This is a genomic window from Caulobacter sp. GW821-FHT11A05, from assembly GCF_058809015.1.
The window spans coordinates 41,227-66,193 of the sequence record NZ_JBXASF010000006.1 but is presented as its reverse complement, the minus strand read 5'-3'; the positions used below and the strand labels follow the sequence as shown (position 1 = coordinate 66,193).

Below are 24,967 nucleotides of genomic sequence, written 5' to 3'. Positions count from 1 at the left end.
ATCAGGCGGCCTCCGCCTGCGGGTGGTCGAGGATCAGGTCCAGGTCGATGAGGCTGATCATCCGGCCCTCCAGGGCGATCAGGCCGCGGACGAAGTTCTGCATCTGGTCGCCGGCCAGGTCCGGCGTGCGCTGGACCTTGTGTTCGGCGGTCGAGAGGATGTCGCAGACCGCGTCGACCAGCAGGCCGACGATACGCTTGCGGATCTGCACGACGATGATCACGTGGCGGGCCGATTCCTCGGCGACGCCCAGGCCCAGCCGGTCGGCCAGATCGATGACCGGCAGCACCGCGCCGCGCAGGTTGATGACGCCGCGGACGAAGCCGGGCGAGTGGGGCACGGGCGTGGCCGGGGTCCAGCCACGGATTTCGCGCACCGCCATGATGTCGACGCAGAACTCCTGCTCGCCGATGCGGAAGGAGATCAGTTCACTGCCCTCGCGGGCGCTGTCAGCGGCTTCGCTCATGGGGATCATCCAGTCAGGGCCATTGAAGTTGGGGCCGCCGGGGTCGGGGCCGTTGCCGTCGAAGATTGGGCTTCAGGACGCGGGGCGGCCCGGCGGTGGGACGCGACCAGGCCGTCGATATCGAGGATCAGGGCGACGCGGCCGTCGCCCAGGATGGTGGCGGCGGCGACGCCATCGGTGGAGCGGTAGTTGGTCTCCAGGCTCTTGATGACCACCTGGCGCTGGCCCTGGATGTGATCGACCATCAGGGCCACGCGGCCCACTTCGCTCTCGACCAGCAGGGCGACGCCCTCGGTCGGCTGCAGCAGCGAGGCGCCGAAGCCCAGCGCCGCGCCGGTGTCGATCAGCGGCACATACTCGTCGCGGATCTGCAGCACCCGGTGGCTGGGGCCGAGCGGGCGGACCTCGCCGGCCCGGGGGCGCAGGCTCTCGATGATGGCGGTCAGCGGCGCGACCAGGGTCTGGTCGCCGACCGTCACCACCATGCCGTCGAGCACGGCCAGGGTCAGGGGCAGGCTGAGCGAGAAGCGCGAGCCCTGGCCCGGGGTGGAGATGATGGCGATGCGGCCGCCCAGCGCCTGCACCGAGCGCTTGACCACATCCATGCCGACGCCGCGGCCGGAGATGTCCGACACCGCCGAGGCGGTCGAAAAGCCGGGCAGGAAGATCAGGTTGTCGATCTCTTCGTCCGACAGCTGGGCGTCGGGGGCGATCAGGCCCTTTTCGATGGCCTTGGCCTTGACCCGGGGGCGGTCGACGCCCCGGCCGTCGTCGGCGACCTCGATGACGATCCGGCCCGAGCGGTGGGCGGCGGTCAGGCGCACGACGCCCTCGCCGGGCTTGCCGTTCGCCTCGCGCTCGGCCGGGGTTTCCAGCCCGTGGTCGATGGCGTTGCGGATCATGTGGGTGATCGGGTCGGACAGGCGTTCGACGACGGTCTTGTCGACCTCGGTGCCCTCGCCCTCGGTGACCAGGCGGACGCGCTTGCCGGTGGCCTCGGCCACTTCGCGGACCAGCCGCGGCATGCGTTGGAAGACGGACTTCACCGGCTGGGCGCGGATGGCCATGACGCTGTCCTGGATGCCGCGGGTCAGCAGCTCCAGCTCGGTCAGCGCCAGGTTGACGTCGGCGGCCTTGCCGGCCCCGGACTCCATCACCCGCTGGGCCAGCATGGCCTGGTTGATGACCATCTCGCCGACCAGGTTGATCAGCCGGTCGACCCGGTCGAGATCGACGCGGATGGTCTGGGGGATGATGGCCTGCGGCGCGGCCGCGGCGGCCTCCGCCCTTGGGGCGGCCTCGGGCTTCGGAGCGGCCTCGACCACCGCCGCGAGGGGCGGCGGCGGGGCTTGGGGAGGCGCCGGCGCCGGTGCGGGTGCGGGGGCCGGCATAGCGGCCGGCGCATCCTGAACCTGGGCCAACAGGCTGTTGAGCAGGTCCACGGGTGGCGCTTCCTCTTCGATCGGCGGTTGGATCAGGGCCGAGATGTCGAAGTCGGCGAGGTCTTCGGAAGCGGGAAGGTCGCCGGAGGAGGAAAGACCGCCGAAAGAGGGAAGGATCTCAGGAAGGGCTGGAGCGCCGTCGCGGCCGATCTCCAGGTCGCAGTCCTCGTCGACGAAGGCGAAGGCCTCGCGGATGTCGGCCTCTTCGACGTGGAACGGCAGGCGGACGGTCCAGGCCAGGTAGGCCAGGCTCGGGTCCATGTCCTCGAGCGCCGGCAGGTCGCTGTCGTCGAGGGTGATGATGGCGCTGCCCAGCCCGGCCAGCTCGCGCAGCACCAGGGCGGCGTCGTTGGCCTTGGCGTAGAGGGCGACGTGGGGGCGGAAGCGGACGATCCAGTCGGTTTCGTCGAGGTCGGCTTCGCCGAGCGGCGCATCGGCGGCCAGCTCGGGCGTGAAATCGGCGGCCAGCGGGGCGCCGAAGTCGGGCAAGTCCGCGGGGCCGTCCAGCGAAATGGTCAGCGGCTGAAAGGCCAGCCCTTCGATCTCGGGCGGCTCCGGTTCGAAGGCTTGCGCCGAACCGCCGACGGTCAGGGCCATCAGGGCGGCGGCGATCTGTTCGGAACGGGTCTCGTCGGCCGGCGCGCCGCCGCGGGCGGCGCCGACGTGGTCGGCCAGCATGTCGGCGGCCCGCAGCAGGGCGACGACGACGGTCTCGGTGGGCTCGACCTTGGACGAGCGGATCTGGTCGAGCAGGGTCTCGAAGACGTGGCTGAAGCGGACCAGCGGATCGAGGCCGAACGCCCCGGCCCCGCCCTTGACCGAGTGCACGGCCCGGAAGACCGAATTGATGGTCTCCGAGTCGGCCTCGCCCTGCTCCATGGCCATCAGGCCTTCTTCGAGCTGGGCGAGCAGCTCGTCACATTCAATAAAGAAGGTGGCCCGGATGGCCTCCATCGGATCGACGGCCATCAGGCGGCCACGCGCCGGATGGCGTCGACCAGCTTGACCGGGTCGAAGGGCTTGACGATCCAGCCGGTGGCGCCGGCGGCCCGGGCGCGAGCCTTCTTCTCCGGCTCCGCCTCGGTGGTCAGCACCAGGATCGGCTTGCTCATCGCCGCGCCGCCGGCCCGCACCGCCTCGATGAAGCCGAAGCCGTCGAGACGGGGCATGTTGATGTCGGTGACGATGACGTCGGGCGTCTCGAGCTCCAGGGCTTCGAGGCCGGCGACGCCGTCCTCGGCCATGACCACCCGATAGCCGGCGGCGCGCAGGGTGTGGCCGAGCATCTCGCGAATGGTGCGGGAGTCGTCGACGGCGAGAATGGTCAGGCTCATGAGGCAATGTCCTCTTGCGGCATCCAGTCGGTCGCGCCCATCACGGCGAGACCGGTGGCGAAGGCGGGCGAAGGTTGGGTGAAGGTCAGGGTCTGGCCGTCGGCGGCCCAGGTCTTGCGAGCCGCGGCCAGCACCTGGAAGCAGGGGCCGCCGAGGCGTTCGACCTCGCTGGCGTCCAGGGTCAGGGGGCCGCCGCGATGGGCCAGCAGGCCGTCGCGCAGCGGGCCAGCCTGGTCGACGGTCAGGCGCTGGTCGAGCTTAAGGATGTTCATGGTCAGAAGGCCTCCCGGCCGGCTTCGGCGGGCTGGAGCGAGGCGCGACAGGCGCAGGTCGGCGGGACGGCCATCGGGCCGATGGCCACCTTGGCGCGCAGTCCAGGCGAAGACAGAGAGAAACTCATCGAAGGCAGCCCCGGAGCGATGTTCATTCGCTGAGATCATCGTTTCCCAGGGGCGGGAAAACATTTGGTTAAACTTGAGAAAGCTGACCCAAAACAAAGAACATCGCCGGGCCGGCATTTCGACGAATACGCCGCCTGGGCCGGGGGGCGCCCGCGAAGACGATCAGGGCGCGGCACGGCGCCGCACCGTCCCTGATTTGGGGGTATCCGGCCCGGGCGCCGAAAGGAATTCCGTCACCGGTTTTCGGCCGCAGTGGGAGCCTGTCGCGGCCGGCTCAGCGGTTCCGGGCCAGGAAGTCCTGGATGGCGTCGACGGCCTGGGGCTCGGTCAGGTCGGGGGCGTGGCCACGATCGGGGATCGTGATGAGCTCCGTCTTCGGAAACCGCCGCGTCATCTCGGCCGCGGTGTCGTCCGCCAGGATGTCGGAGTGGGCGCCGCGGACGACCAGGGCGGGGATGGTGCGCAGCACCTCGAACGCGGGCCACAGGTCGCCGGCCTCGGGGCTGTCGACGGCCAGCGCCCGCGCCAAGGCCGGGTCGTAGTCGAGGCTCAGCCCCGCGCCGTCCTGGCGATAGGTGGCCCGGGCCATCCGCAGCCAGTCCCCGGGGGCGTAGGTCGGGTAGGCGGCCCCGTGCACGGCTTTCAGGGCCTCGGCGGCCTCTTCCCATGTGCTGACCACGCCGCCCTGGCCGACGTAGGCGCGAATCCGGGCGACGCCGGCCGGGTCGATGACCGGACCGGCGTCGTTCAGCACCAGGGCGGCGATCCGGCCGGGCTGAGTATTGGCCATGACGATGGCCATCAGGGCGCCCATCGACGTACCGACGACGGCGAACCGCTCGACGCCCAGATCGTCCAGCAGTCCCCAGGTGTCGAGGCACTGGATGGGGATGGCGTAGTTCAGTGGCTCGGGGTCGTAGCCCGACTGGCCACGCCCCCTCTGGTCCGGGGCCAGCACCCGCCAGTCGGCCTGCAGGACCCCGGCCAGGCCGGCGAAGTCGCGGCTGTTGCGGGTCAGGCCATGCAGGCAGAGAACGGTCCCCGCTCCGGCCGGACCGGGATAGTCCCGGGCGGCGAGGGTCAGGCCGTCGGCGGTCCTGACCTGGACCAGATGTTCGTCGTTTGTCACCGCTGAGCCCGGCGATCAGAAGCGGAAGTCGACGGTCAGCGACACGGTCCGGGGCGGGCCGTAGAAGCCGATCACCGAGTCGCCGAAGATGATTGTCGAGGGGGTGGTGAAGGCGAAATTGTAGCCGCCGGTGCGGTAACGCTCGTCGGTCAGGTTGCGGCCGTGCAGCCCGACTCGCCACTGTTCATTGGCCGAAGTGAAGACGGCGCTGAGGTCATAGAGTTCGTAACCAGGCTGGTCGATCTCGGGGAAGGGAACCTCGAACATCGAGGTGTCCGACCGGAAGGACACCGAACCCAGCACCTTCAGGCTGCCCAGCTCGCCGAGCGGCTGGTCGTAGGCGAGGCTGACGTTGCCCGTCCACTCGGGCGTGTTCTGGAACTGGCGCTGGTCCGACACGTCGGCCTGGACGAAGACCGGCGGCGGCGCGGCGTTGGGCACATAGGCCAGGAACTCGTCGAACTCGGCATGGACGTAGCCCAGCGCCAGGTTGGCGGTCAGCCGGTCGGTGATGCGCGCCTGGCCCTCGAACTCCCAGCCCCAGATGGTTGAGGCGCCGACGTTGTCGACGAAGCTGACCACCCCGGTGCCGGCCGGATTGACCTGCTGGGTGGTGATCTGCTGGCCCTGGTAGTCGGTGTAGAAGAGGGCGGTCGAGACCCGCAGACGGCGGTCGAAGCCGACGCCCTTCAGGCCCAGCTCATAGGAATCGACCACTTCCGGATCGTAGCCGTTCTGGGTCGCGGGGGTGGCGGTGGCGTCGCCGCGCATGTCGAAGCCGCCGGATTTGAAGCCGCGTCCATAGGCGACATAGAGGTTGAGGTCCTCGGCCAGTTCGTAGGAGACGCTGACCCGCGGGGTAAACTCCTCGAAGGTCGCCGAGGCCGAATAGTTGGTCAGGGTGGCGAAGGGCAGGACGTTGCGGCCGGTGATCGGACTGCCCAGCCCCAGGTAGTTGGCCTTGAAGACCACCGCGTCCTTCTCGTCCCGGGTCCAGCGCCCGCCGAGCGACACCGACAGCCGGTCGGTGAAATCGTACGAGAAGTCGCCGAACAGGGCGATGCTCTTGGTCGTCACCGCCCCGGAGGTGCCCTGGGTGAAGCCGGCCGCCTGCAGGATGGTGTCGAACTGGCCGCTGGCGTTGGCGTCGAGGTAGTAGACCCCTGCCACGCCCTGCAGCTTCTCCGACTCGTAGAGCAGCTGGAATTCCTGCGAGAACTGGTCGTCCTCGTAGACGGTGTCCTCGACGGCGACGTCGAGAATCCGGGCCGGCGTGCCGTCGAAGTCGATGCCGCGGCTGTGGGTGACGCCGTCGCGGTAGGCGGTGACCGACTTCAGGGTGATGGCGTCGCTGACCGACCATTCGGCCAGCAGGGAGGCGCCCTGTGTGATCACCTGGTTGTCGTCGCCGAGGCCGGCGCAGGTGTCGTATTCGTTGCTCAGCACCACCCGGCATTCGGCCGGGGTGACCAGGCCGGCCAGGGCGGCGGGGATGGGCCGTTCGCGGTGGCCGTGGTTGGCGTTGGAGTTGTCTTCCAGATAGTCGCCGCTGAGGCGCAGGAAGAGGCCGTCGGTCGGCTGGGCCTCCAGGGTCAGGCGGCCGGCGATGACGTCCTTGTTGTACTGGTCGGCGCCGGTGAAGTGGTTGCGGCCGAAGCCGGCCCGGTCGTAGCTGGCGATGGCGCCGCCGACCACCAGCCCCTCGGTGATCGGAACCGAGCCGGAGAGGATCAGGTCGCGCTGCTCGTAGCTGCCCAGCGCCCCGCGCACCCGCAGGTGGGCCTGATCGTCGGCTAGGCGCGAGGTGACGTATTTGATGGCCCCGCCGATGGTGTTGCGGCCGTACAGCGTGCCCTGCGGCCCGCGCAGCACCTCGATGCGCTCGACGTCGAAGATGTCCAGCACCGCGCCCTGCGGCCGGGCGATGTAGACGTCGTCGACATAGAGACCGACGCCCGGCTCGAAGCCCCACAGCGGGTCCTGCTGGCCGACGCCGCGGATGAAGGCGGTGAGGGTGGAGTTGGTGCCGCGCGACACCTGCAGGGTGAGGTTGGGGGTCACGCGCTGCAGGGCGGTGATGTCGACCGCGCCGCGCGCCTCCATCTGCTCGCCCGACTGGGCGGTGATCGAGATCGGCACATCGACAAGCGTCTCCTCGCGCCGCCGGGCGGTGACGACCAGTTCATCGACATCAGCCGTTTCGCCGGCGGCCGGAGCCTGAGCATTGGCGGGCAGGGCCATGCAGAGGCAGACGACCGAAGCGCCGGCCACCAGCAGTTGCTTAAGCGCGCGCATGGTCCGCGCGGATTCCGAAGACGCCATCTTGCCCTCCCCAGGCTTCTCTCTTGTTGCGGCGGAACGTGTCAGTCGTGGAGAGGGTCGTCAATTTACTTCTTGGTTGACCAATTAATTTATGATCCGCAGCATGACGGCGTGGTCGCGCCCGGGCGCCTTGGCTATCATGGGATCGCCCGCCCCCTTTGTGAGTCGAGATGACCAAGACGACCGTCAGACGCACCAACGCCGACCGGCGCGGCGAGGCCCAGGACAAGATCCTCAACGCGGCCGAGGCGCTGTTCGCGCGGCACGGCTACAACGGCGTCAGCCTCAAGGAGATCGCCAAGGAGGCCGAGGTCGACACCGGCCTGCTGCACTACTATTTCGCCGCCAAGTCCGGGCTGTTCAACGCCGTCCTGGCGCGGCGGGCCGACGCCATCAACGAGGCCCGCTTCGCCTCGATGCAGCGCTACGCCGAGGCGGCGGGCGACGAGCTTACGGTCGAAGGCGTGCTGCGGGCCTATCTGGCGCCGACTTTCGCCTTCGTCAGGAGCGGCGGCGCGGGCCTCCTGAGCTACCTCACCGTGGTGTCGCAGCTGGCCGTGTCGCCGGTCGGGACCATCACCGGGGCGGACGCCTCACCCTTCGACCCGGCGATCCTGGCCTTCATCGCGCTGTTGCAACGGGCCAGGCCGCAGGCGTCCCGGGCCGAGGTCTTCTGGTTCTATCACCTGCTGTCCGGCGCGATCAGCGTGACCTGGGCCCGCACGGGGCGGATCGATCGGCTTTCGGACGGTCTGTGCCGGTCCGAGGACTTCGACACCATCGCCGAGCAGATGATCCAGGTGTTCGCCCATGGCCTGGAGCGGGGCCAGACGGCAACCGGTCAAGTTTAGGCCGGAGCGGAGGCGGAGATGCCGGACAGCAGACCGGCCATCAGCAGGCCGACCATGCCGCCCAGCACGACAATCAGCGCCGGGCCCAGCAGGCGGCCGATCTGCTCGATCCGCTTGAGGGCGCGGGCCTCCTCCAGCTGACCGGCCTGCTCGAGCAAGGTTCCCAGCTGACCGGTTTCCTCGCCGATCTCGGCCAGGGCGACGACCCCTTCGGGCATGCCGGAGGTGCGCGCCAGGGCGGCCGACAGCCGTTCGCCTTCGCGGACCAGACCCGGCATGCCCGAGAGCCGTTCCCGCGCCAGGTTCAGGCTGACGGTGCGGGTGGCGAGACGCAGGGCCTCGCCGATCGCCGCGCCGGAGGCCAGCACGCCGCCCAGGTTGGTCGCGAAGCCGCCGAACACCAGGGCCCGGGCGGTCTGGCGCAGCGGTCCGTCCAGCAGCAGCCGCTCGAACGGCGCGCGCAACAGGCCGGCGATGCCGGCGGCGACGATCGAAGCGCCGCCGACGCCGAGGACGACGATGAGAAGCCAGCGGTTGACGATCAGGAAGCGGCTGATGGCGTCGAGGAACACCAGGGCGTTGAAGCCGCCCGGCTCCACTGTCTCAAGCAGCGGCGCGAGGGCCGGCACCACCAGCAACAGAATGACCAGGAAGGCGGCGATGGCGGTGGCCATGACGAACAGCGGATAGCTCAGCGCCGCGGCCAGCTGGTCGCCGACCGCCAGCCGGCGCTCCAGCACCTGCGCCGCCCGGGCCAGACCCTCCCCGGCGGCGCCGCGGGCCTCGCCGGCGGCCGTCAGGGCGGCGGCGAACTCGAAGTCGGGACCCATCCGCAGCAGGATGGCGGCATCCAGGGCGCCGCCCCCGGCGACATCCTCGGCGATCTGTCTGGCGACCACGGCGGGGGCGCGGCCCCCGGGCCGCGACGACAGGATCTGCAGGGCGGTGCGGATGTCCGACCCGGCCTTCAACAGGGCGGCCAGCTCCGACAGCAAGCCCAGGGCGTCGCGGCGCGAAAGTCGGCCTGAGCCGGCCTTTGTCCCGCGCCCGGACCGGCTGGCGCTCAGCTTGAGCGGGGACAGGCCCTGCTGGCGAAGCTGGGCGTAGGCCGCGGCCTCATCTGCCGCCGACACGGTTCCGCTGACCCGCCCCTTGGCGGGATCGAGGGCGACGTAGCGGAAGACCGGTTCAGACATGGATCGCCGCCAGGACCTCCTCGACGGTGGTCACGCCGGCGATGGCCTTGGCGCCGCCGTCCCTGGCCATGGTCGTGAAGCCGTCCTTCGCGGCCAGGGCGGCGAGATCGGCGCCGTTGGTCTGGACCGCGACGGCGCGCAGCAGGGTCTCATTGGCCAGGAAGGCCTCGCCGATGGCGACACGCCCCTTGAAGCCGGTTCCCGAACAGGCCTCGCACCCGTCCGGGGCCCGCAGGCTGTCCGGGGCCGAGAGGCCAAGGCCCTCCAGGAAGCTGCGCTGGCCGCTCGTGGTCGCGGCGGCGCCGTTGCAGTGGGGACAAAGCCTGCGGACCAGGCGCTGGGCGGCGGCGCCGCGAAGGGCGGCGGCCAGCTGATAGGCCTCCACGCCCATGTCAAGCAGGCGCGGCGCGATCGCCATGGCGTCGTTGGCGTGGACAGAAGCCAGCACGAAGTGGCCCGTCATCGCCGCCTGGATGGCGACGGCGGCGGTCTCGGGATCACGGATTTCGCCGACCAGGATGACGTCCGGATCCTGGCGCAGGAAGGAGCGCAGGGCGGCGGCGAAGGTCAGGCCGATCTGCGGCGAGACCTGGGTCTGGGAGACGTGCTCGAAGTGATACTCGACCGGATCCTCGACGCTGAGCACCTTGCGGGTCGACCCCGCCAGGGTCTGCAGCAGGGCGTACAGGGTGGTGGTCTTGCCGCTGCCGGTCGGGCCGGTGACCAGGAACAGGCCGTGCGGCGCGCGGGCCGCCCGGCGCAGGATGTCGGCCTCGCGGGCCCCGAAGCCCAGGGCGTCGATGTCCAGTTCCAGACTGGCGCGGTCCAGCAGACGCAGCACCGCGCCCTCGCCGAAGACGGTCGGGGCAGTGGCGACACGCACGTCGATCGACCGGCCCTGAACGACGAAGGTCGTGCGGCCGTCCTGCGGCAGGCGGCGCTCGCCGACGTTGAGGTTGGCGATCACCTTGATGCGGGAGATGGCCGAGGGCGCGACGTCGGCGGCGACCACGGCATGGTCCAGCAGCTGGCCGTCGATACGCAGGCGCACACGGAAGTCATGGCGGCGCGGCTCGAAATGGATGTCGGACGCCCCGGCCGCGACCGCCGCTTCCAGGGCGGCGGCGACGAACCGTGCGCCAGCGCCGGCGCCGCCGAGGTCGGAAACCTGGTCGATCTCGCGGGCCAGTCGCCGCTCGTCGGTCAGGGCCTTGGGGGCCGGGCCTTCGCCCTGACTGGAATGGGCGCGGTTGAGATCGGCGGGCTTGGCGACAAAGGCCCGGATCGTGCCGCCGACGGCGAAAACCAGGCTGGCCAGCGCCTGGTCGTCGAGCGGATCGACGACGGCGCATTCCAGAACCTTGCCGACGCGCTGCAAAGGCAGGATGCGCGATCGCCGCAGGAAATCCTCCGGGACCGGCAGGGACTTGGGATCGAGACGCGGCGGCTGCCGTTCGGGATCCCACAGCGGACAGCCGGCGACGGCGGCGTAGGCGCCCGCCAGGTCTTCATCGGCCAGGGCGCCCAGCTGATTGAGCACCTGTTCGACCGGCTGGCCGGTCCGGCTGGACACCAGCTCGGCCCGGGTCAGGGCCGACTCGTCGATCTTGCCGGCGTCGCGCAGATGATCCAGCACCGCGGCCCGGCTGGCGTTCGGCCCGGCCATCAGCGGGCTCCCGCCGGGCCGCGCGGCAGGCAGGGCAGGACGCCCTGGGGCGTGGCCGCGAGCGCGCGTTCCAGCACTGCCCAGGGATGCCCCGCCTCGCCGGTGAAGCGCAGATAGCGGGTTTCGCTCCAGCCGGCCGGATGCACCGTGCGGATGCGCCAGACCTGGCCGATCCGCCAGCCGCCACGGCTGGCCTTGGGCGCGCGGGGCGCCGCGATCACGCCGTCGCCAACGCCATGCGGCGACAGCATGGAGGCGGCGCAGGCCTGCCACCGGGCCGAGGTGTCGATGCCGCTGACCTGCCCGGCCGGGGCTTCGGGCGTCGCCGCCAGTCTGGTCAGGCCAGCCAGGGCCTGGGCCGGGGCGGCCGGCGACAGCTCGCCCATCGCCTGGGCGTCGCCGCTGGCCTGGGCCCAGCCCAGCTTGGCCGCTTCCGGCTCGGCCAGGACAGCGACCGCCGAGCCGTCGACCGCGAGGGTCCAGGCCAGCCGCTCACTGCCCGGATCGGCCATCACCGCGGCGGCGGCCAGCACCTGGGTGGTCTCCAGCTGGGCTTCCATGCGCGCCTGGTCATAGCCGCGCCTTGCCGAGCGCAGATCGCTGGTCGCCGCGCTCAGGGCGACCGCCGCGGTCAGCGACAGGGCCATGCACCAGGTCATCGCCGCGGCGGTGGCGAAGCCGGAGCGGGCGCGGGGCTCAGGGCTTGAGCAGGCCACGAGCCTGGATCTCCGTCATGTCGGCCAGCAGATCGCCCATGACCCGGTCGGCCGAGGCGTCGTCGCGCATGATGCGGACGCTGAGCAGCACGATCAGTTCGGTCCGCCGGCCATCGGTTCCCTGGGTTTTGAACAAGGAGCCGACCAGCGGAATGTCCTTCATGAAGGGAACGCCGGAGTCCGAGGCGTTGCGCGTCGAGCTGATCAGGCCGCCCAGCGCCACGGTGCCGCCGTCGCGAATCAGCAGGGAGCTTTCCATCCGCCTTTGCTGGATGGTCGGCGAGTCGATGCCCGAGGTCGTGGTCTTCGACACCGAGCTGACCTCCTGGGTGATGGTCAGCATGATGCGGTCGTCGCCGTTGATGCGGGGGGTGACCTCCAGGATGATCCCGGTGTTGCGGTATTCGATATTGGCGACGACGGGGGCGCCGACGACCCCGCTGTCCTGGGTCGAACGGACGACGATGGGTACCTGATCGCCGATCGACAGCCGCGCCACCCGGTTGTCGAGGGCGACGATGCGCGGCGCCGACATGATCTGCACGTCGGTCTTGCCGCCCAGGATGTCCAGGGCCGCCTTGATGTCGTCGTCGATGAAGCTGATGGCGAAGCCGGGCAGGGTCGGGGCGACGGCGCCCGAGCTGCTGCCGCTGGAGGTGACCGTCAGCTTGCCGCCTTCGCCGAGCACCGACCAGTCGACGCCCATGCGGAACTCGTCGGTCAGGGTGACTTCGAGGATCTTGGCCTCGATCAGCACCTGGCTGGGCGTGCGGTCGATTTCGTCGAGGATCTTCTGGATCTGCGCCCGCTGGGCCGGCGCGGCCGAGATCAGCAGGCTGTTGGATTCGGGGTCGACGCCGACCCGGACCTCGCCTTCGCCCAGGGTGCCCGAGATGCCGACGATCGGCGCCGACACCGGAGTCTGCGGCGCGCCGGTGGTCTGCGATCCGCCCTGGCCGGCCAGCGACGGGGTCATCGGCGACACGGCCTGGGGCGCATCGACGCCCAGAACCATGGCCAGGGTCCGCGACAGGGACTCGGCCGAGACGTTGCGCGGCCGGTAGACCCACAGCGACGAGGCCTCGTCGCGGGTCGGGATATCGAGGCGCTCCACCCAGCGGCCGACCTCGTCCAGCAGGGCGTCGGTGCGGGCAAAGGCGAACACGCCGTTCAGCCGGCGAAGGGGAACGATCGACACGCCGCTGGCGCCGGACGCCTGAAGCACCTGGGACAGATCGCCCGCCACCTGGGTGGCCGAGGCGTGGGTCATCGGGAACCAGCGGATGCGCGAGCCCTGCAGACCGCCCCGGTCGAAGACCTTCAGGGTCTGCAGCGCCGCCTCGAGCTCCTTGGGCGTGCCGCCCAGGACCAGCAGGTTGGAATTGTCGTCGGCGTAGACCACGACGTTGGACGACCCGATCGCCTCGAAGGCCTTGGCCACCTCGGAAGGCTTGGCGAAGGCCAGCGGCACCGAAACCACCTCATAGCCGGCGCGTCCACGGCCCTCGGGGCTGGCGCGCACGCCAACGCCGGAACGGGCCTTGGCGCGGGCGGTAAGGACGACCGTATCGCCCTGGCGGACCATGGCGATGTCATTGGCGGCCAGAGTCGCCTCAAACGTCTCGAGCAGTTGAGCGCGCGTCAGGCGACGTTCGACCCGAAGGGAAATCTTGGCGTTGGCCGAGGGGTCGACGGAGTAGCTGAGGCCGAGGGCGCGACCGAGAATTTCCTCGGCGACCAGCGAGAGGTCCGCGTCCTTGAAGGCGAATGCGTAGGACTGGGCCTGTTCCGCGGCGCTGGCCGGGGCGGACAGGCCCACGGCTCCGCCGAAGCCGACAAGCAGGAGCAGCAGGCAGGCCAGCGCACGACCAAAGGTTCTGGACACAATATTCCCCGACACAAGCTGTGCGTTAAAGCAAATCCTGCGCCCTGCCGCTATGGGCGAGGCGCCGCAGCCGGTTCCGGGGGCAGCCGGACCCCCGGCGGCGGACCGCCTTGCGTCGGCGGCGTTCCCGGGGCGGCCCCGGCGGCGGCGCCCTCGAGGGTCTCGCCCAGCGGGACCATGACCGGGCCGTTGATGCCGTCGAACATCGCGCCGTCGCTCTGCACGGAGACCAGCGTCAGCCCCTCGGAGGTTTCGCCCACCTGGATCCAGTTCGGCTCGGCGCCGCCCAGTGCCACCAGGGCCGCCTGGCGGCCGGGTGTCCGCGAGATGCCGATCACGCTGATGCGCGGCATGACGGCGGCGGTTTCGGCGAAGACCGGCCGGCCGGCCAGCACGGTCAGGGCGCCGGCCGAGGCGTCGGCGACCGGGCCGCCGCGGCTCGCCGGACCGCCACGGCCCGAGAGTCCGTCCAGCGCCCGGCTCGGGCCGCCGGCGCCGCCGAGCAACAGCCAGAGGGCCGCCCCGGTCACCAGGCCGGCGAGGGGCGCCCCCCAGATCAGCGGCGAACGGAGGATCATCGCCGGGTCGAGATCGCGCAAAACGCCCTCCCGCTCAGCTTGACCTCGACGCGGCCCGCCTTCGGCCGCAGTTCGAGGCGATCCAGGAAGATGGTCGGCGAGGCGCGTTCCAGGTCGGCGATCAGGGCCAGGACATTCGATTGTCCCCCCGTCGCGGCCAGCTGCACATCCACGGCGCCGAGGTCGGACAAGGCCCGCTCCGGCGCCGCCGGCGCCGTCTGCAGGTCAGAGATGTTCAGTTCGTGCCGCGCCGCCAGGCCGCCGAGCGTCTTCTTGACGGTCTGGCTGGCGGCCACCGTCGCCTGTGCGCAGACGGCTGTGTCCGCGAACCGCCGCTGTCCGGCGGGCGTGGTCGAGACGGCGCGCTGCAGCGTCTCGGCGGCGGCCACGCGGTCCGAAAAGCCGGCCGGCCGGGCCAGCGCGTTCAGGCCCAGGACGCTGGCCGCCGCGCCGAGCAGGAACAGCAGGACGGCCAGGCCGGCGACCAGGGGGTTGATCTCGCCGAGCTTCATGGCGTCGCCTGGGGGGCGACGCCCAGCTCGCTGATGCCCCAGAGGCTGACCCCAGGCCTGACCGGCTTGGCCGCCCGACGCAGCAGGCGATCGCCGGCCGGAAAGGGTTCCTGTTCGCCCCGAACCTCGACGGCGGTCAGGCCGGGTTCCCAAAGCGCCGCCTCGAGGGTGACCCCCTGGGCGCGGCTCTGGCCGATCCAGGCCAGGTCGGCCAGGGCGGCATATGGCCTTTGCGTCTCCAGGCCGGCGCCGGTCAGGATCTGGTCGCGGCGGATGAGCTCGGCCTGCGAGGCGGCCTGGGCCTGCCGGCGATCAAGAGTCAGCTCCAGGCTGGCGAGCCGGGTCTCCGCCTCGCCGCGAGCCTGAAACGCCGCGACGACGGCGAGCGCCGCCACCAGGGTGGCGACGCCGGCGCCGGCGGCGGCGATGGCGAACCGCCGGACCATCGCTTCCCGTCTGCCGGGGGGCAGAAACTCGAAAGCGTGGCTGGCGCCCTCGAAGGTCTCGACCGTCGACAGGCCGTCGCCGATCTCGGCGCGGCGCACATAGGCGGCCAGGTAACGTCCCGCCTGACCCGGGCGCCAGGGCTCGAGCCGGCGCAATCGCCAGGTGACGATGTCGGGCGGCAGCGGCGCCTGCAGGCGGGCTTCCATTTCGGCGGCGCGGCTCTGGTCCCATGGCGGCGCCGGCGGCGTGGTCACCGCGCGCAACAGCACCTGCGGGCCGTCCGCTTCGAAGTCGGCGGACTCCGGGGGGCCTTCCGCACCGAACAGGGCTGGATCTATGGGAGGGGTGAGCGACACTTGGCGGTTATGGAATCGAACAGACAATCCTGAGGTTGCTCCGACCATAGTCGCACGGTGGCGACCGGAGAAGCGCCGCCTTCCGATTGGTCGATCATGGCGATGGCGGTCAACCGGGTCTGGTAGGCCTGGGCCAGCGGCCAATGATCGTAGGTCCCGGTCGTGGTGATGTAGCGAAAGGCCGGCTGGCCAAGGCCGGTCAGCGCCTGCCGCGAGTCCAGGCCGCGCACATGGCTGACCAGGACCGGGCCGGCGCCGAGGGTCTCCAGGTCGAGGCTGCAGGGCGGGGCGGAACAGCCGACCGTCAAACCCCGGGCGTCTCCCGTCAGCCGGTCGGGCAGGGCGACCGAGGGCAGGCCCGGTTGCGCCAGGAAGCGGCTCAGGGCCGCGGCGGCGCGCTCGGCGGTGCGGCCTTCGGCCATGCGCTCGGCGGTTCGCGCCTGCAGCCGCCGGATCGTTCCCAGGCCCTGCACCAGCGCGGTGAAGGCGATGCCGAGGATGAGGACGGCGGCCATCACCTCCACGACCGTATAGCCCGCGCGCCTCACAGCGGCGCGTCTTCACGGGGGCAGGGCGACAGAGCCTGCCAGCTGTACCGCCGTCCGCCGTTGCGGCTGACGGCGGTGAAGGCCTTGCGACAGAGCGCCAGGCCGTCGACCGTTTCGCGGTCGATGCGCACCGACCAGTCCAGGTCGCCTTCCGTTCCCGCTGCCGGGTCGCGCGGCGACGCGGCCAGCGCCTGGCGGCTCAGGGCCTGGGCGCGCCGCAGTTCGGCGGCGACGCGGCCGGCGTTGGTGGCGGCGACCGTGGCCTGCATGCAGAAGGCCAGGGTGATGCTCAGCAGGGTCAGCGCCACCATGGCGTCGACGGCGGCGAACCCCTCTCTCGACCGCGTCGTCATCGCGACCGGGCTCCGGGAAAGACGACCTGTTGCGTCCGCCCCAATCCCTGGGCGCCGCCGTAGGGGAGGCAGGCGGAAATCGCCTGCAGGGCGCGAGCCTCGGCGACGAGACGGTCCTCCTCGGGCCGGCGCAGGTCGGGGCGCAGGATGCGCGGGGGCTTGGCCAGACGGCCATCGCCGCTCAGCGACACCTCCAGGGTGACCGGCACCACCGACCTCAGCGGCAGGCGGTTCCAGCACGGCTCGATCTGACTCCACAGGCCGCCGGCGGAGCTGTCGCCGGAGGCGGCGTCGCCGACCTTTGAGGAGAAGGCGGTGTCCGCCCGCTGGCCGCCGTCGTTGCGCTGGCCGGCCGCGCCGTCGCCTGCGCCCTGCTTTCCCTTGCCGTTGGCGCTGGCCGGGGCGTCGAACAGGCTGGCAAGGCTGCCGGCCGGGGCGGCCGCCTCCTGGCGGGTAGCGAACAGGGGAGAGTTGGCCTCGCGCAGACGCTCCATGAGCTGGTTGAGCTGGGTCTCTGCGGTGACCGGCTGGTCGACGCCCTTGCGGGCCCGCGACGCGGCGCCCTCCCAGCCCGACAGCATGACCTCAACGGACTCGCCCTCGCCGAGTCGCTCCTGGGCGCCCTGGATCAGAGTGCCCGATCCCAGGGTGACGACGCCCAGCAGAAAGACCAGATGAACCGCCACCGCGAGGCTTGTTGCTACGACCCGTTCACGAGGCCGGGACCGCAGGGCGAGGTCGCCCTGCAAGGCCCGCAGGACCTTCTGGTCCCTGGCATCTCTGGAGCCGGTCTGACGCAAACTCGATTACTCCGCCACCGCCCGTCCAGGCGTCAACGCTCACAATGCATAGCCACGCGACCGGCTCAAGGCGTCGGCCTACTGGACGACGACGACAGCCCAACCGAGGGTGACCGTCCCGTTCGTGGTGTGCCCGTGGCCGTCGGAGATGGTGTAGGTGAAGCTATCGCTTCCCGTCTCCTCGGTTGTGTAGGTATTTGCCGCCGCCCAGGTGACCGTCGTGCCCGAGCCGGTGATTGTGACGGTGCCGCCGCTGGCCCCCTGCGTCACGGCCGTGATCGTCAAGGTGTCGTTGTCGGCGTCGGAGTCATTGGCCAGGACGCTGATGACCTTGCTGGGACGCACCGCCGGGTCACCTGGGAAATACTGCTTTACGACGGAGGTGGAGTCGATGCCAGCGACCGGCGCGGAGTTCTCCGGCAGCACGGTCATGTTGACCGTGGCGACGTCCGTGCCGCCCTCATTGTCCGAGATGGTGTAGGTGAAGCTGTCCGGGCCGGAATAGCCGGCCGTGGGCGTGTAGTGCAGGGTCAGCTGCCCGCCGCCGATGATGACCGTCCCGTGCGAGGGGTTGGTCTTGGCGGTGACCTTCAGGGTGTTGCCGTCCGGATCGGTGTCGTTGGTCAGCGGCGAGATGTTGGCGACGGTCGGGTTGGGGCCGGTGGTCTTGCTGTCGTTCACCGCGTCGGGCAGCCGGTTGACCGTGACATTCACCGTCCCGATCGCCGTGCCGCCCTGCCCGTCCGACAGGGTGTAGGTGAAGCTGTCGGCGCCGCCGACGTTCGATGACGGCGTGTAGGTGATGGTCGTCGTGCCGTTGAGAACCGTCGTCCCCAGGCTGCCGTTGCTCTTGCCGACGACGCTGAGCGGGTTGCTGTTGGGATCGCTGTCGTTGGCCAGGACCGAGACGGTCACGGCCGTCAGGGTCTTGGTGTAGGCGCTGTCGTTGACGGCCACCGGCGCGCCGTTGGCGACGCCGTTGGCGACCGCGACCTGGGTGCGATTGCCCGCCGCGTCGTAGGCGTAGGTGATGGTCTTGGAGGTTCCGCTGTTGGTGTAGGTGACGCTGATCAACCGTCCCAGCGAGTCGTATCCATAGGACACGTCTTCCGCCTGCGCCGCGCCTGCCATCAGACAAAAAGCAGCCGCCGCAACCCAACGCCACCGATTCATGAAATTCTCCCCCGAAGTGAACCCATACTATTGACGGTTGAAGCGAGGCCGCAATAGCCTGAGTGCGTAACGGGGGTCTCATGCTTCAATTTTTTGGTGGTGTGGCGCGGCGAGTTCGTCGTGCGGCGGTGGTCGTCCTCGGCCTTGGCGTCATCTCGGCCGGCGTTTGCCATGCGCCGGCGGCGCTGGCGCAGAACGCGACCCCTTCGGTGAAGATCGGCACGGCGCCGTTCATCTCCCCGACCGCATCGAACACCTGGTACGGGGCCGGCACGACGGCGACCTACAGCCTGGGCGCCACCTATGAGCGCCGCGCCGAGGTCAAGGAACTGGCCCGGGCGCTGAACAACGACGTCGACAAGATCTACGACTACGTCCGCAACAATGTGGAGATCTCCTGGACCTACGGCCTGCAGAAGGGCCCGGTGGGGGCCATCGTCGACAAGTCGGGCACCGCCTTCGACCAGGCCAGCCTGATGGTCGAGCTGCTGCGCGAGAGCGGCTACACGGCCAACTACCGGATCGGCTACATCACCCTGACCCCGGCCCAGTTCCAGGAGTGGTCGGGCATCATCGACGCCAAGGCCGCCTGCCAGATGCTGTCGTCGGGCGGCATCCCGGCGATCATCAACAACACCACCTCGGCCACCTGCAGCTACACGGGCAACCTGACCTCCATCAAGGTGTCCCACGCCTGGGTCTCGGTGGTGATCAGCGGCACGACCTACCTGTTCGACCCGGCCTTCAAGCCCAGCACCCGCACCACCGGGGTGATGTCGACCCTGAAGACCATCGCCGGCATGGCGACCGACGAGCCGCTGACCACCGCTGTTTCGGGGGCCGAGACCGACACCGACACCACCACCGGCGTCAACGTCGACTATGTGAAGAACCTCAACGCCGAGCAGCTGAACGCCAAGCTGACCACCTACGCCGACAACATCCAGAGCTACATCGAGGCCAACCTGGCCGACGGCAAGATCGAGGACGTGGTCGGCGACGAGACGATCACCCGCGACGACCCGGTGACGCCGCTGCGCCAGACGGCGCTGCCCTACACGGTGGCGCAGCAGAAGATCTGGACGGGCCGGGTCCCCGACCAGTACCGCACCAGCCTGCGGGTGCAGATCACCAAGCCGGACACGGCCGGGGTCTACAACACCATTATCGACAAGATCTTCTACGTCGACGAAATCTATGGCGCGAAACTGGTGTGGGACACCAACTTCGACGCCAATACCAATGGCGACACGATCTACACCTTCATCGGCAACCTGATGGTGGTTGGGCCCAACAACACGACGCTGTTCTCGACCGGCTCCACCGACGGCACCAATCCCAAGTACAGCCACGGCGTCATCACCCTGACCGCCAACCTGCCCTATGCGACCCCGGTCAGCGGGGCCACGCCGGATGGGACCTACATGGACATCACCTCGGCCAAGGAGGTGACCTACGCCACGCCGCTGACGATCATGAACGCCTGGGGCAAGGCGACGCCGGCCCTGGTCGCCCATTGGGGCTCGCGCAACGACAAGGCGGTGCCGCCGCTCAACACGCCCGCCTGCGAACAATGCATCGGCGGCTTCGTGTCCTCGGCCGGCGACGCCAGGCGCGAGCAGATGGCCGTCAGCTGGATGGCCCAGGCCTCCAAGGCCGCGGAGATCCAGTCGCGGATGACCGGCACGGTCTTCCAGCACCACTATTCGCTGGGCGTGGTCTCGGCCGACGCTGAGATCAAGACGACGGCCTTCTATCCACCCAACGTGACGCCACAGAAGTACGGCTACAGCATCACCGAGAGCTACGATCGGATCGACATCGATTCCGGCTTCAGCCTGACCCCCAAGGTCGCCGACACCGCCGGCGTCACCACCCGCCGGGCCGGGGTGTTCGCTATCGCGGCCACCATGGAGGCGCTAGAGGCCAGTGTCGCCGCCCAGGTCCAGGACCTGCCCGACACCAGTTCGACCTCCACCCGCTTCGAGTGGGGCAACCGCCCGCCGGTGGCGGAGGACCCCGCCAGCAGTTCGGGGCAGTTGCCGCGTCGCTTCTATGAGTTCAACAGCGGCAACGTCGCTCAGGCGCTGGCTCTGGCCAGGACAGAAGCCGCCGTGACCACCACCAACGATGGCCATCACGACGGCCATATCGACGAGATCGGGGCCACTGAGTTCTCCAGCCGGCGGAACGTCCTCGCCAACGCCATCACCGCCTATGTCGGGGCCGGCTACCAGGTCGTGTCTTCCGAGGAGGCCTTCCTCGGCCCGGGCCAGCGGGCTGGGGCCTTCAAGCAGGTCCAGGATGGCACGAGCCCCGATGGCGCGCCCGTTTATCACTACGAGCACTACTATTCGAAGCAACGCGGCGGCGCCCTGGTGGCGGTGAAGTACACCGGTGATGACCCGACAGACATCGCCTTCGTCGTGGTCGGCCCGGACGGCACCTTCAAGGGCGGCGGCGGCGGCTCGCAGGTCTGGCACAGAGCGCAGTACGATCCCGCCAAGGCGGCCGACATCATGAAGACCCGGTTCGTCGATCGCTCGACCGCCGTCGGCGTCGATCTCAAGAAGGGCGGGGTGACCTACAAGAGCCCGGCCACCCTGTCGGTCGGTTCTGGATCGTTCCCCGAGAAACTGGACGCCGAGCTGTTCTGGCGCGGCGGCCTCAAGCCGACCGACGCCTTCGGCCTGCGCAGCGAGACCGAACCCCAGGCCCCCTGGTCGACCAACTGGAACAACTCGCTCAGCGTCTCGGGCAGCGGCCTGGAAGCCATGGGCGAGACCGACATCCGCGCCACCGCCGGCACGATCGCCAGCTTCCTGGCCGCCCAGGAGGTCTACCGCTCCGCGCCCTCGGCCGAGCGGGACGTGGCCGGCATGCTGGTCAACGCCTGGTGGCTGCGCCAACTGCAGGGCAACACCATCTCGGTCAATATTGGCTCCGACACCCGCCAGTTTGTCCGCAAGTACAACGGCCAGTGGTTCGCGCCAGGGGCCGGTAGCTACGCCACCCTGACCCAGACCGGTTCGCGGGTCGCGTTCGCGGACAACGGCTGCAGTCAGTATTCGGACGTGACCTATGTCACCACCCGGGGGTGGAATTCCGCGGGCATGACCTACGCGGTGACCAACGCCAATGGTGACGTCCAGAACTTCGGCTACTGGATCAAGTACACCACCGACGGCATTTCCAGCTGTGCCAACAACAAGGGCTTCCGCCTCAACAGCTGGGTGTTCCCACAGGGGACCACGGTCAACCTGACCTACACCCCGACCGGGTCCAACATGGACCTGGACCCGCTGACCTCGGTCAGCAACAGCCTTGGCCGGCAGATCACCTTCATCGACAGCGGCCTGGGCGGCTTCACCGACGGAACGCGGACGGTCACGGTGACGGCCAACGATCCCTTCTATCCGACGCAATACACCCACACCGACACCACCGGCGCCCAGAGCAAGTACGACGTCGGCATCGTCGGCGGCGAGTACCGCCTCAACAAGGTCTACGCCCCCGACAACCTGACCACCCCGGCGCTCGAGTACACCTACGATACCCTCGGCCGGGTGAAGGAAGCCAAGGACGCCGTCGCCCTGCAAGTTGGTGGCCGGCTGCCTTACGAGTTCCGCATCGCCGACGGCGTGCGCGGCGAACGGGCCGACCCCCAGACCCCGACCCGGGGCCGCTACACCGTCATGTACAATGACGAGGGCCACCCCTTCCGCGTGATCGACGAGATCGGCCGCAAGACCGAGATGACCTACGACGGCCGCGGTCGCGTGACCGGCTACACCTATCCCGAGGGCGACAAGGAACTGCTGGCCTACGACAACCGCAACAACGTCGTGACCATGACGAAGAAGGCCAAGCCCGGGTCCCTCCTGTCGGACATCGTGGTCAGCGCCACCTACGACACGACCTGGAACAAGCCGCTGACGATCACCGACCCGCTCGGCAACGTCACCGACTTCACCTACTTCAACTCCGGCAATGGCAAGTCGCAGATGGCCACCGCCAAGCGGCCCGATCCGGAAGACACCCCGGCCGACGCCGACCGGCCGCTCTACCAGTTCACCTACAACGCCGCCGGCCAGCCGCTGACCATGACCGACCCGGAAGGGCTGGTGACCCAGAACGCCTACACCAATGGCTATCTGACCAGCACGACGGTCGATCCCACCGGGATCAACGCCGTCACCACCCTGACCTACACCAGCTTCGGCGACGTGGCCTCGGTCGACGGGCCGCGCACAGACGTCACCGACATCAGCTACACGATCTACGACGCCGCCCGTCGCAAGACCTTCGAGATCGGCGCCGACCCGGACGGTGCCGGCGCGTTGCTGCGGCCGGTGACCAAGACCACCTACGACCTGCGCGGCCAAGTGATCCAGGTCGATAAGGGCAAGGGGACCGCTATCGATGGCTCAGACTTCGTAGCGCTGCAAACCGAGACCATGAGCTTCAGCCCGAATGGTAGGCCTATCAAGAAGGTCACCTCCGCCGGCATAATCCAAACCAGCTATGACAGCGTTGATCGCATACTGTGCACGGCCGTGCGCATGAACCCGGTCGGCTACGCGAACCTGCCGGCGGATGCCTGTAGCTTATCGACCAGCGGAGCTGCTGGCCCAGACCGCATTGTGCGAATGGAGTATGATTTGGCGGGCCAGTCGCTAAAAACTGTTCAGGCTTACGGGACAGCTGACCAACGAGATTACGCCACCTACGGGTACACCGCCAACGGCCAGCAGGACTGGGTGCAGGACGCCCGCGGCAATCGCTCGAACATGGACTACGACGGCTTCGATCGTCTAGAGTATCTATACTTCCCGGTCACCACCGTGAACGGCCAAGCCGCCAACCCCGCCGACTACGAACTGTACGTCTATGACGCCGTCGGCAATCGCACTTCCGTGCGCCGCCGCGACGCGCAGGTCATCAGCTATCAGTACGACCGGCTGGGCCGCGAGATCGTCAAGGACATGCCCAGCGGCACGGCGGCGGATGTGCGCACCCGCTACGACAAAGCGGGCAAGATCGTCAGCTCGCTGTTCAACGACGTGGCAGGGCAGGGGGCGACTATCACCTACGACACCGCTGGCCGTATGCAAACCGAGACCGCGTTCGGCAAGGCGCTGAGCTATCAGTACGACAAGGCTGGCAACCGCACGCGGATCACCTGGCCGGATGCCTTCTACGCCCAGTGGACCTATGACGCTCTGAACCGGCCCAAATCGGTCGGCGAGAATGGAGCCACCTCGGGCGTCGGCCTTTTAGCGACCTATACATACGATGACCTCGGCCGTCGTAGCAGCCTCGTCCGTGGCAACGGCACGACCACCGGCTACAGCTACGACACGGCCGATCGGCTGACCGGGCTCACCCATGACCTGCCGTCGACAACCTACGACCAGACCTACGGCTTCGGCTACAATCCGGCCAGTCAGGTCCTAACCCGAACGACGAGCAACACCCTGTATCAGTGGACACCGCCGACAGCCGGGACAGCGAGTAGCAATAGCTACGATGGCCTCAATCGTGATGCGGCGATCGCTGCGCTCTCTGGCGGCTATGACGCCCGCGGCAACCTGACCAATGACGGCAGCCGCCTCTTCACCTACGACGTCGAGAACCGGCTGACCTCGGTCGGCGGATCGGTCAGCATGACGCTGGTCTACGACACCATTGGCCGGCTACGACAGACGACGACCTCGGCCACGACTAGCTTCCTCTATGATGGCCCCAATCTGATCGCCGAATACGACAACGGGGGGGCGCTGGTCCGTCGCTACGTCCATGGTCCCAACACCGATGAGCCCTTGGTTTGGTACGAAGGCGCCGGAACCACCGACCGCCGCTGGCTGCACACCGACTGGCAAGGGTCAGTGATCGCCCAGTCGAACAGCTCCGGGACTGTGACCAAGACCTATGCATATGGGCCTTGGGGCGAGCCAAAAGACGAAGACTGGACTGGTTCGCGATTCCGCTACACCGGCCAGACGATGCTCGCGGAGGCTAGGCTCTATCACTATAAGGCTCGCGTATATGATCCCTATGCTGGACGGTTTCTGCAGACTGATCCAATTGGCTATAAGGACGATATGGATCTGTATGTGTATGTAGGTGGCGACCCGATCAATAAGGCTGATCCTACAGGTCTACAACAGACCGGCTTTTCGGACATGTCGATCAATTGCGCAAAGATCGGATGTCCTCAGAACTCGAAAACTCCCACTGCCAGCGAAGCGGGCTTGCGGGGAAGTCAAGCGGCCCCCCCCCCGCCGCCGCCTCCGCCCGCGTTGCCGGTGCGGCCTACCGAGACGGGCGGGCGAATAAATGTGAACTCGGATTTCGGGCCCCGAAAGCGCCCACCCGGTGGTGGTTCCACCTATCATAAGGGAGTTGATCTCCGAAATCGTGCCGGGGGACCTGTGTTTGCGCCGCAGGATGGCACGGTGTCTAGGGTTGAGACCGGTAGGGGACAGGAGAACGGCGGAAATAGTATTACTATAGACAACAAAGATTCGAGTAGTAATACATTTTACCATACGCGAGCGCTCCCGGGAATCGCGCCTGGGGTAGAGGTATCGCGCGGGCAGCAGATCGGTACGTCCGATGGATCGGGATCGGGCCCACCCCATACGCATATTGAGTATATCCCGCCGGGTGGCGTGCGGCAGGCTGATCCTCTTAGCACTCAATACAGAGGGCAAGAGGGTTCGTTTAAACAGTAGGGAGTTGGCGATGAATAATATTAGCCGTTCGCTCGTCGGTGGATTTTGCTTCCTC

Annotated in this window: 20 protein-coding genes; 2 read left to right on the top strand and 18 right to left on the bottom strand. The window is 68.8% G+C overall.

The genetic code is table 11. From position 1 onward, the window contains the following. Position 1: 1 nt before the first annotated feature. The 7 genes from AC1RSK_RS10550 to AC1RSK_RS10520 all read right to left on the bottom strand — a co-directional run bounded on the left by AC1RSK_RS10550 (position 2) and on the right by AC1RSK_RS10520 (position 7,067). The gene (locus AC1RSK_RS10550) at positions 2 to 466 is read right to left on the bottom strand and encodes a chemotaxis protein CheW (protein WP_492907475.1); all 465 of its coding nucleotides are present in this window, start codon (positions 464 to 466) and stop codon (positions 2 to 4) included. A 5-nt stretch (positions 467 to 471) separates the two neighbouring features. Then, on the bottom strand, positions 472 to 2,877 hold the full coding sequence (locus AC1RSK_RS10545) for a chemotaxis protein CheA (protein WP_492907474.1): 2,406 nt from the start codon (positions 2,875 to 2,877) through the stop codon (positions 472 to 474). Next, positions 2,877 to 3,242: a response regulator gene (locus AC1RSK_RS10540; protein ID WP_492907473.1), complete on the bottom strand. Its 366-nt coding sequence runs from the start codon at positions 3,240 to 3,242 to the stop codon at positions 2,877 to 2,879. The genes AC1RSK_RS10545 and AC1RSK_RS10540 overlap by 1 nt, the downstream gene beginning before the upstream one ends. Next, entirely contained in the window at positions 3,239 to 3,514 is a 276-nt protein-coding gene (locus tag AC1RSK_RS10535; RefSeq protein WP_492907472.1) for an STAS domain-containing protein, read from the bottom strand. The genes AC1RSK_RS10540 and AC1RSK_RS10535 overlap by 4 nt, the downstream gene beginning before the upstream one ends. A 2-nt stretch (positions 3,515 to 3,516) precedes the next feature. Then, a complete protein-coding gene (locus tag AC1RSK_RS10530; RefSeq protein WP_492907471.1) occupies positions 3,517 to 3,642 on the bottom strand; it encodes a hypothetical protein in 126 nt (41 codons plus the stop codon). Positions 3,643 to 3,917: 275 nt separating this feature from the next. Further along, positions 3,918 to 4,772, bottom strand: a complete 855-nt coding sequence (locus AC1RSK_RS10525; RefSeq protein WP_492907470.1) for an alpha/beta fold hydrolase — start codon at positions 4,770 to 4,772, stop codon at positions 3,918 to 3,920. Positions 4,773 to 4,787: 15 nt separating this feature from the next. Continuing rightward, positions 4,788 to 7,067, bottom strand: a complete 2,280-nt coding sequence (locus AC1RSK_RS10520; protein ID WP_492907469.1) for a TonB-dependent receptor — start codon at positions 7,065 to 7,067, stop codon at positions 4,788 to 4,790. 197 nt (positions 7,068 to 7,264) lie between these two features. Between AC1RSK_RS10520 and AC1RSK_RS10515 the strand changes: the two genes are divergently transcribed. After that, positions 7,265 to 7,945, top strand: a complete 681-nt coding sequence (locus AC1RSK_RS10515) for a TetR/AcrR family transcriptional regulator (RefSeq protein ID WP_492907468.1) — start codon at positions 7,265 to 7,267, stop codon at positions 7,943 to 7,945. On the opposite strand, the gene AC1RSK_RS10510 is transcribed toward AC1RSK_RS10515, so the two are convergent. From AC1RSK_RS10510 to AC1RSK_RS10460, 11 genes are all read right to left on the bottom strand, one after another. Continuing rightward, complete coding sequence (locus AC1RSK_RS10510) at positions 7,942 to 9,141, bottom strand: type II secretion system F family protein (RefSeq protein ID WP_492907467.1); 1,200 nt, start codon at positions 9,139 to 9,141, stop codon at positions 7,942 to 7,944. The two genes, AC1RSK_RS10515 and AC1RSK_RS10510, sit on opposite strands and share 4 nt — an antisense overlap. Continuing rightward, complete coding sequence (locus tag AC1RSK_RS10505) at positions 9,134 to 10,807, bottom strand: GspE/PulE family protein (RefSeq protein ID WP_492907466.1); 1,674 nt, start codon at positions 10,805 to 10,807, stop codon at positions 9,134 to 9,136. Before AC1RSK_RS10505 ends, AC1RSK_RS10510 begins: the two co-directional genes overlap by 8 nt. Continuing rightward, entirely contained in the window at positions 10,807 to 11,523 is a 717-nt protein-coding gene (locus AC1RSK_RS10500) for a hypothetical protein (RefSeq protein WP_492907464.1), read from the bottom strand. Before AC1RSK_RS10500 ends, AC1RSK_RS10505 begins: the two co-directional genes overlap by 1 nt. Next, complete coding sequence (gene gspD / locus AC1RSK_RS10495; RefSeq protein WP_492907463.1) at positions 11,504 to 13,408, bottom strand: type II secretion system secretin GspD; 1,905 nt, start codon at positions 13,406 to 13,408, stop codon at positions 11,504 to 11,506. The genes AC1RSK_RS10500 and gspD overlap by 20 nt, the downstream gene beginning before the upstream one ends. Positions 13,409 to 13,458: 50 nt before the next feature. Then, positions 13,459 to 14,007 (bottom strand): hypothetical protein, encoded by a 549-nt coding sequence (locus AC1RSK_RS10490; RefSeq protein WP_492907462.1) that lies wholly within the window; start codon positions 14,005 to 14,007, stop codon positions 13,459 to 13,461. Next, on the bottom strand, positions 13,983 to 14,498 hold the full coding sequence (locus tag AC1RSK_RS10485) for a GspMb/PilO family protein (protein WP_492907461.1): 516 nt from the start codon (positions 14,496 to 14,498) through the stop codon (positions 13,983 to 13,985). Before AC1RSK_RS10485 ends, AC1RSK_RS10490 begins: the two co-directional genes overlap by 25 nt. Next, positions 14,495 to 15,301 carry a hypothetical protein gene (locus AC1RSK_RS10480; RefSeq protein ID WP_492907460.1) on the bottom strand — a complete coding sequence of 269 codons (807 nt, stop codon included), beginning with the start codon at positions 15,299 to 15,301 and terminating at the stop codon, positions 14,495 to 14,497. Before AC1RSK_RS10480 ends, AC1RSK_RS10485 begins: the two co-directional genes overlap by 4 nt. Beyond that, positions 15,280 to 15,816, bottom strand: coding sequence for a hypothetical protein (locus AC1RSK_RS10475; protein WP_492907459.1), 537 nt, complete (start codon positions 15,814 to 15,816; stop codon positions 15,280 to 15,282). Before AC1RSK_RS10475 ends, AC1RSK_RS10480 begins: the two co-directional genes overlap by 22 nt. A 29-nt stretch (positions 15,817 to 15,845) precedes the next feature. Continuing rightward, positions 15,846 to 16,202: a hypothetical protein gene (locus AC1RSK_RS10470; protein WP_492907458.1), complete on the bottom strand. Its 357-nt coding sequence runs from the start codon at positions 16,200 to 16,202 to the stop codon at positions 15,846 to 15,848. Next, entirely contained in the window at positions 16,199 to 16,888 is a 690-nt protein-coding gene (locus tag AC1RSK_RS10465) for a UCP034077 family protein (protein ID WP_492907457.1), read from the bottom strand. Before AC1RSK_RS10465 ends, AC1RSK_RS10470 begins: the two co-directional genes overlap by 4 nt. A gap of 192 nt (positions 16,889 to 17,080) precedes the next feature. After that, positions 17,081 to 18,106: an Ig-like domain-containing protein gene (locus AC1RSK_RS10460; RefSeq protein WP_492907456.1), complete on the bottom strand. Its 1,026-nt coding sequence runs from the start codon at positions 18,104 to 18,106 to the stop codon at positions 17,081 to 17,083. A gap of 149 nt (positions 18,107 to 18,255) precedes the next feature. On the opposite strand from AC1RSK_RS10460, the gene AC1RSK_RS10455 reads away from it, so the two are divergent. Further along, positions 18,256 to 24,912, top strand: coding sequence for an RHS repeat-associated core domain-containing protein (locus AC1RSK_RS10455; RefSeq protein WP_492907455.1), 6,657 nt, complete (start codon positions 18,256 to 18,258; stop codon positions 24,910 to 24,912). The last annotated feature ends 55 nt before the right edge of the window (positions 24,913 to 24,967 follow it).

Coding starts and splice junctions, on each gene's coding strand:
- AC1RSK_RS10550 (WP_492907475.1), bottom strand. CDS start 466: ATGAGCGAAGCCGCTGACAGCGCCCGCGAGGGCAGTGAACTGATCTCC.
- AC1RSK_RS10545 (WP_492907474.1), bottom strand. CDS start 2,877: ATGGCCGTCGATCCGATGGAGGCCATCCGGGCCACCTTCTTTATTGAA.
- AC1RSK_RS10540 (WP_492907473.1), bottom strand. CDS start 3,242: ATGAGCCTGACCATTCTCGCCGTCGACGACTCCCGCACCATTCGCGAG.
- AC1RSK_RS10535 (WP_492907472.1), bottom strand. CDS start 3,514: ATGAACATCCTTAAGCTCGACCAGCGCCTGACCGTCGACCAGGCTGGC.
- AC1RSK_RS10530 (WP_492907471.1), bottom strand. CDS start 3,642: ATGAGTTTCTCTCTGTCTTCGCCTGGACTGCGCGCCAAGGTGGCCATC.
- AC1RSK_RS10520 (WP_492907469.1), bottom strand. CDS start 7,067: ATGCGCGCGCTTAAGCAACTGCTGGTGGCCGGCGCTTCGGTCGTCTGC.
- AC1RSK_RS10515 (WP_492907468.1), top strand. CDS start 7,265: ATGACCAAGACGACCGTCAGACGCACCAACGCCGACCGGCGCGGCGAG.
- AC1RSK_RS10510 (WP_492907467.1), bottom strand. CDS start 9,141: ATGTCTGAACCGGTCTTCCGCTACGTCGCCCTCGATCCCGCCAAGGGG.
- AC1RSK_RS10505 (WP_492907466.1), bottom strand. CDS start 10,807: ATGGCCGGGCCGAACGCCAGCCGGGCCGCGGTGCTGGATCATCTGCGC.
- AC1RSK_RS10485 (WP_492907461.1), bottom strand. CDS start 14,498: ATGAAGCTCGGCGAGATCAACCCCCTGGTCGCCGGCCTGGCCGTCCTG.
- AC1RSK_RS10475 (WP_492907459.1), bottom strand. CDS start 15,816: ATGGCCGCCGTCCTCATCCTCGGCATCGCCTTCACCGCGCTGGTGCAG.
- AC1RSK_RS10470 (WP_492907458.1), bottom strand. CDS start 16,202: ATGACGACGCGGTCGAGAGAGGGGTTCGCCGCCGTCGACGCCATGGTG.
- AC1RSK_RS10455 (WP_492907455.1), top strand. CDS start 18,256: ATGCTTCAATTTTTTGGTGGTGTGGCGCGGCGAGTTCGTCGTGCGGCG.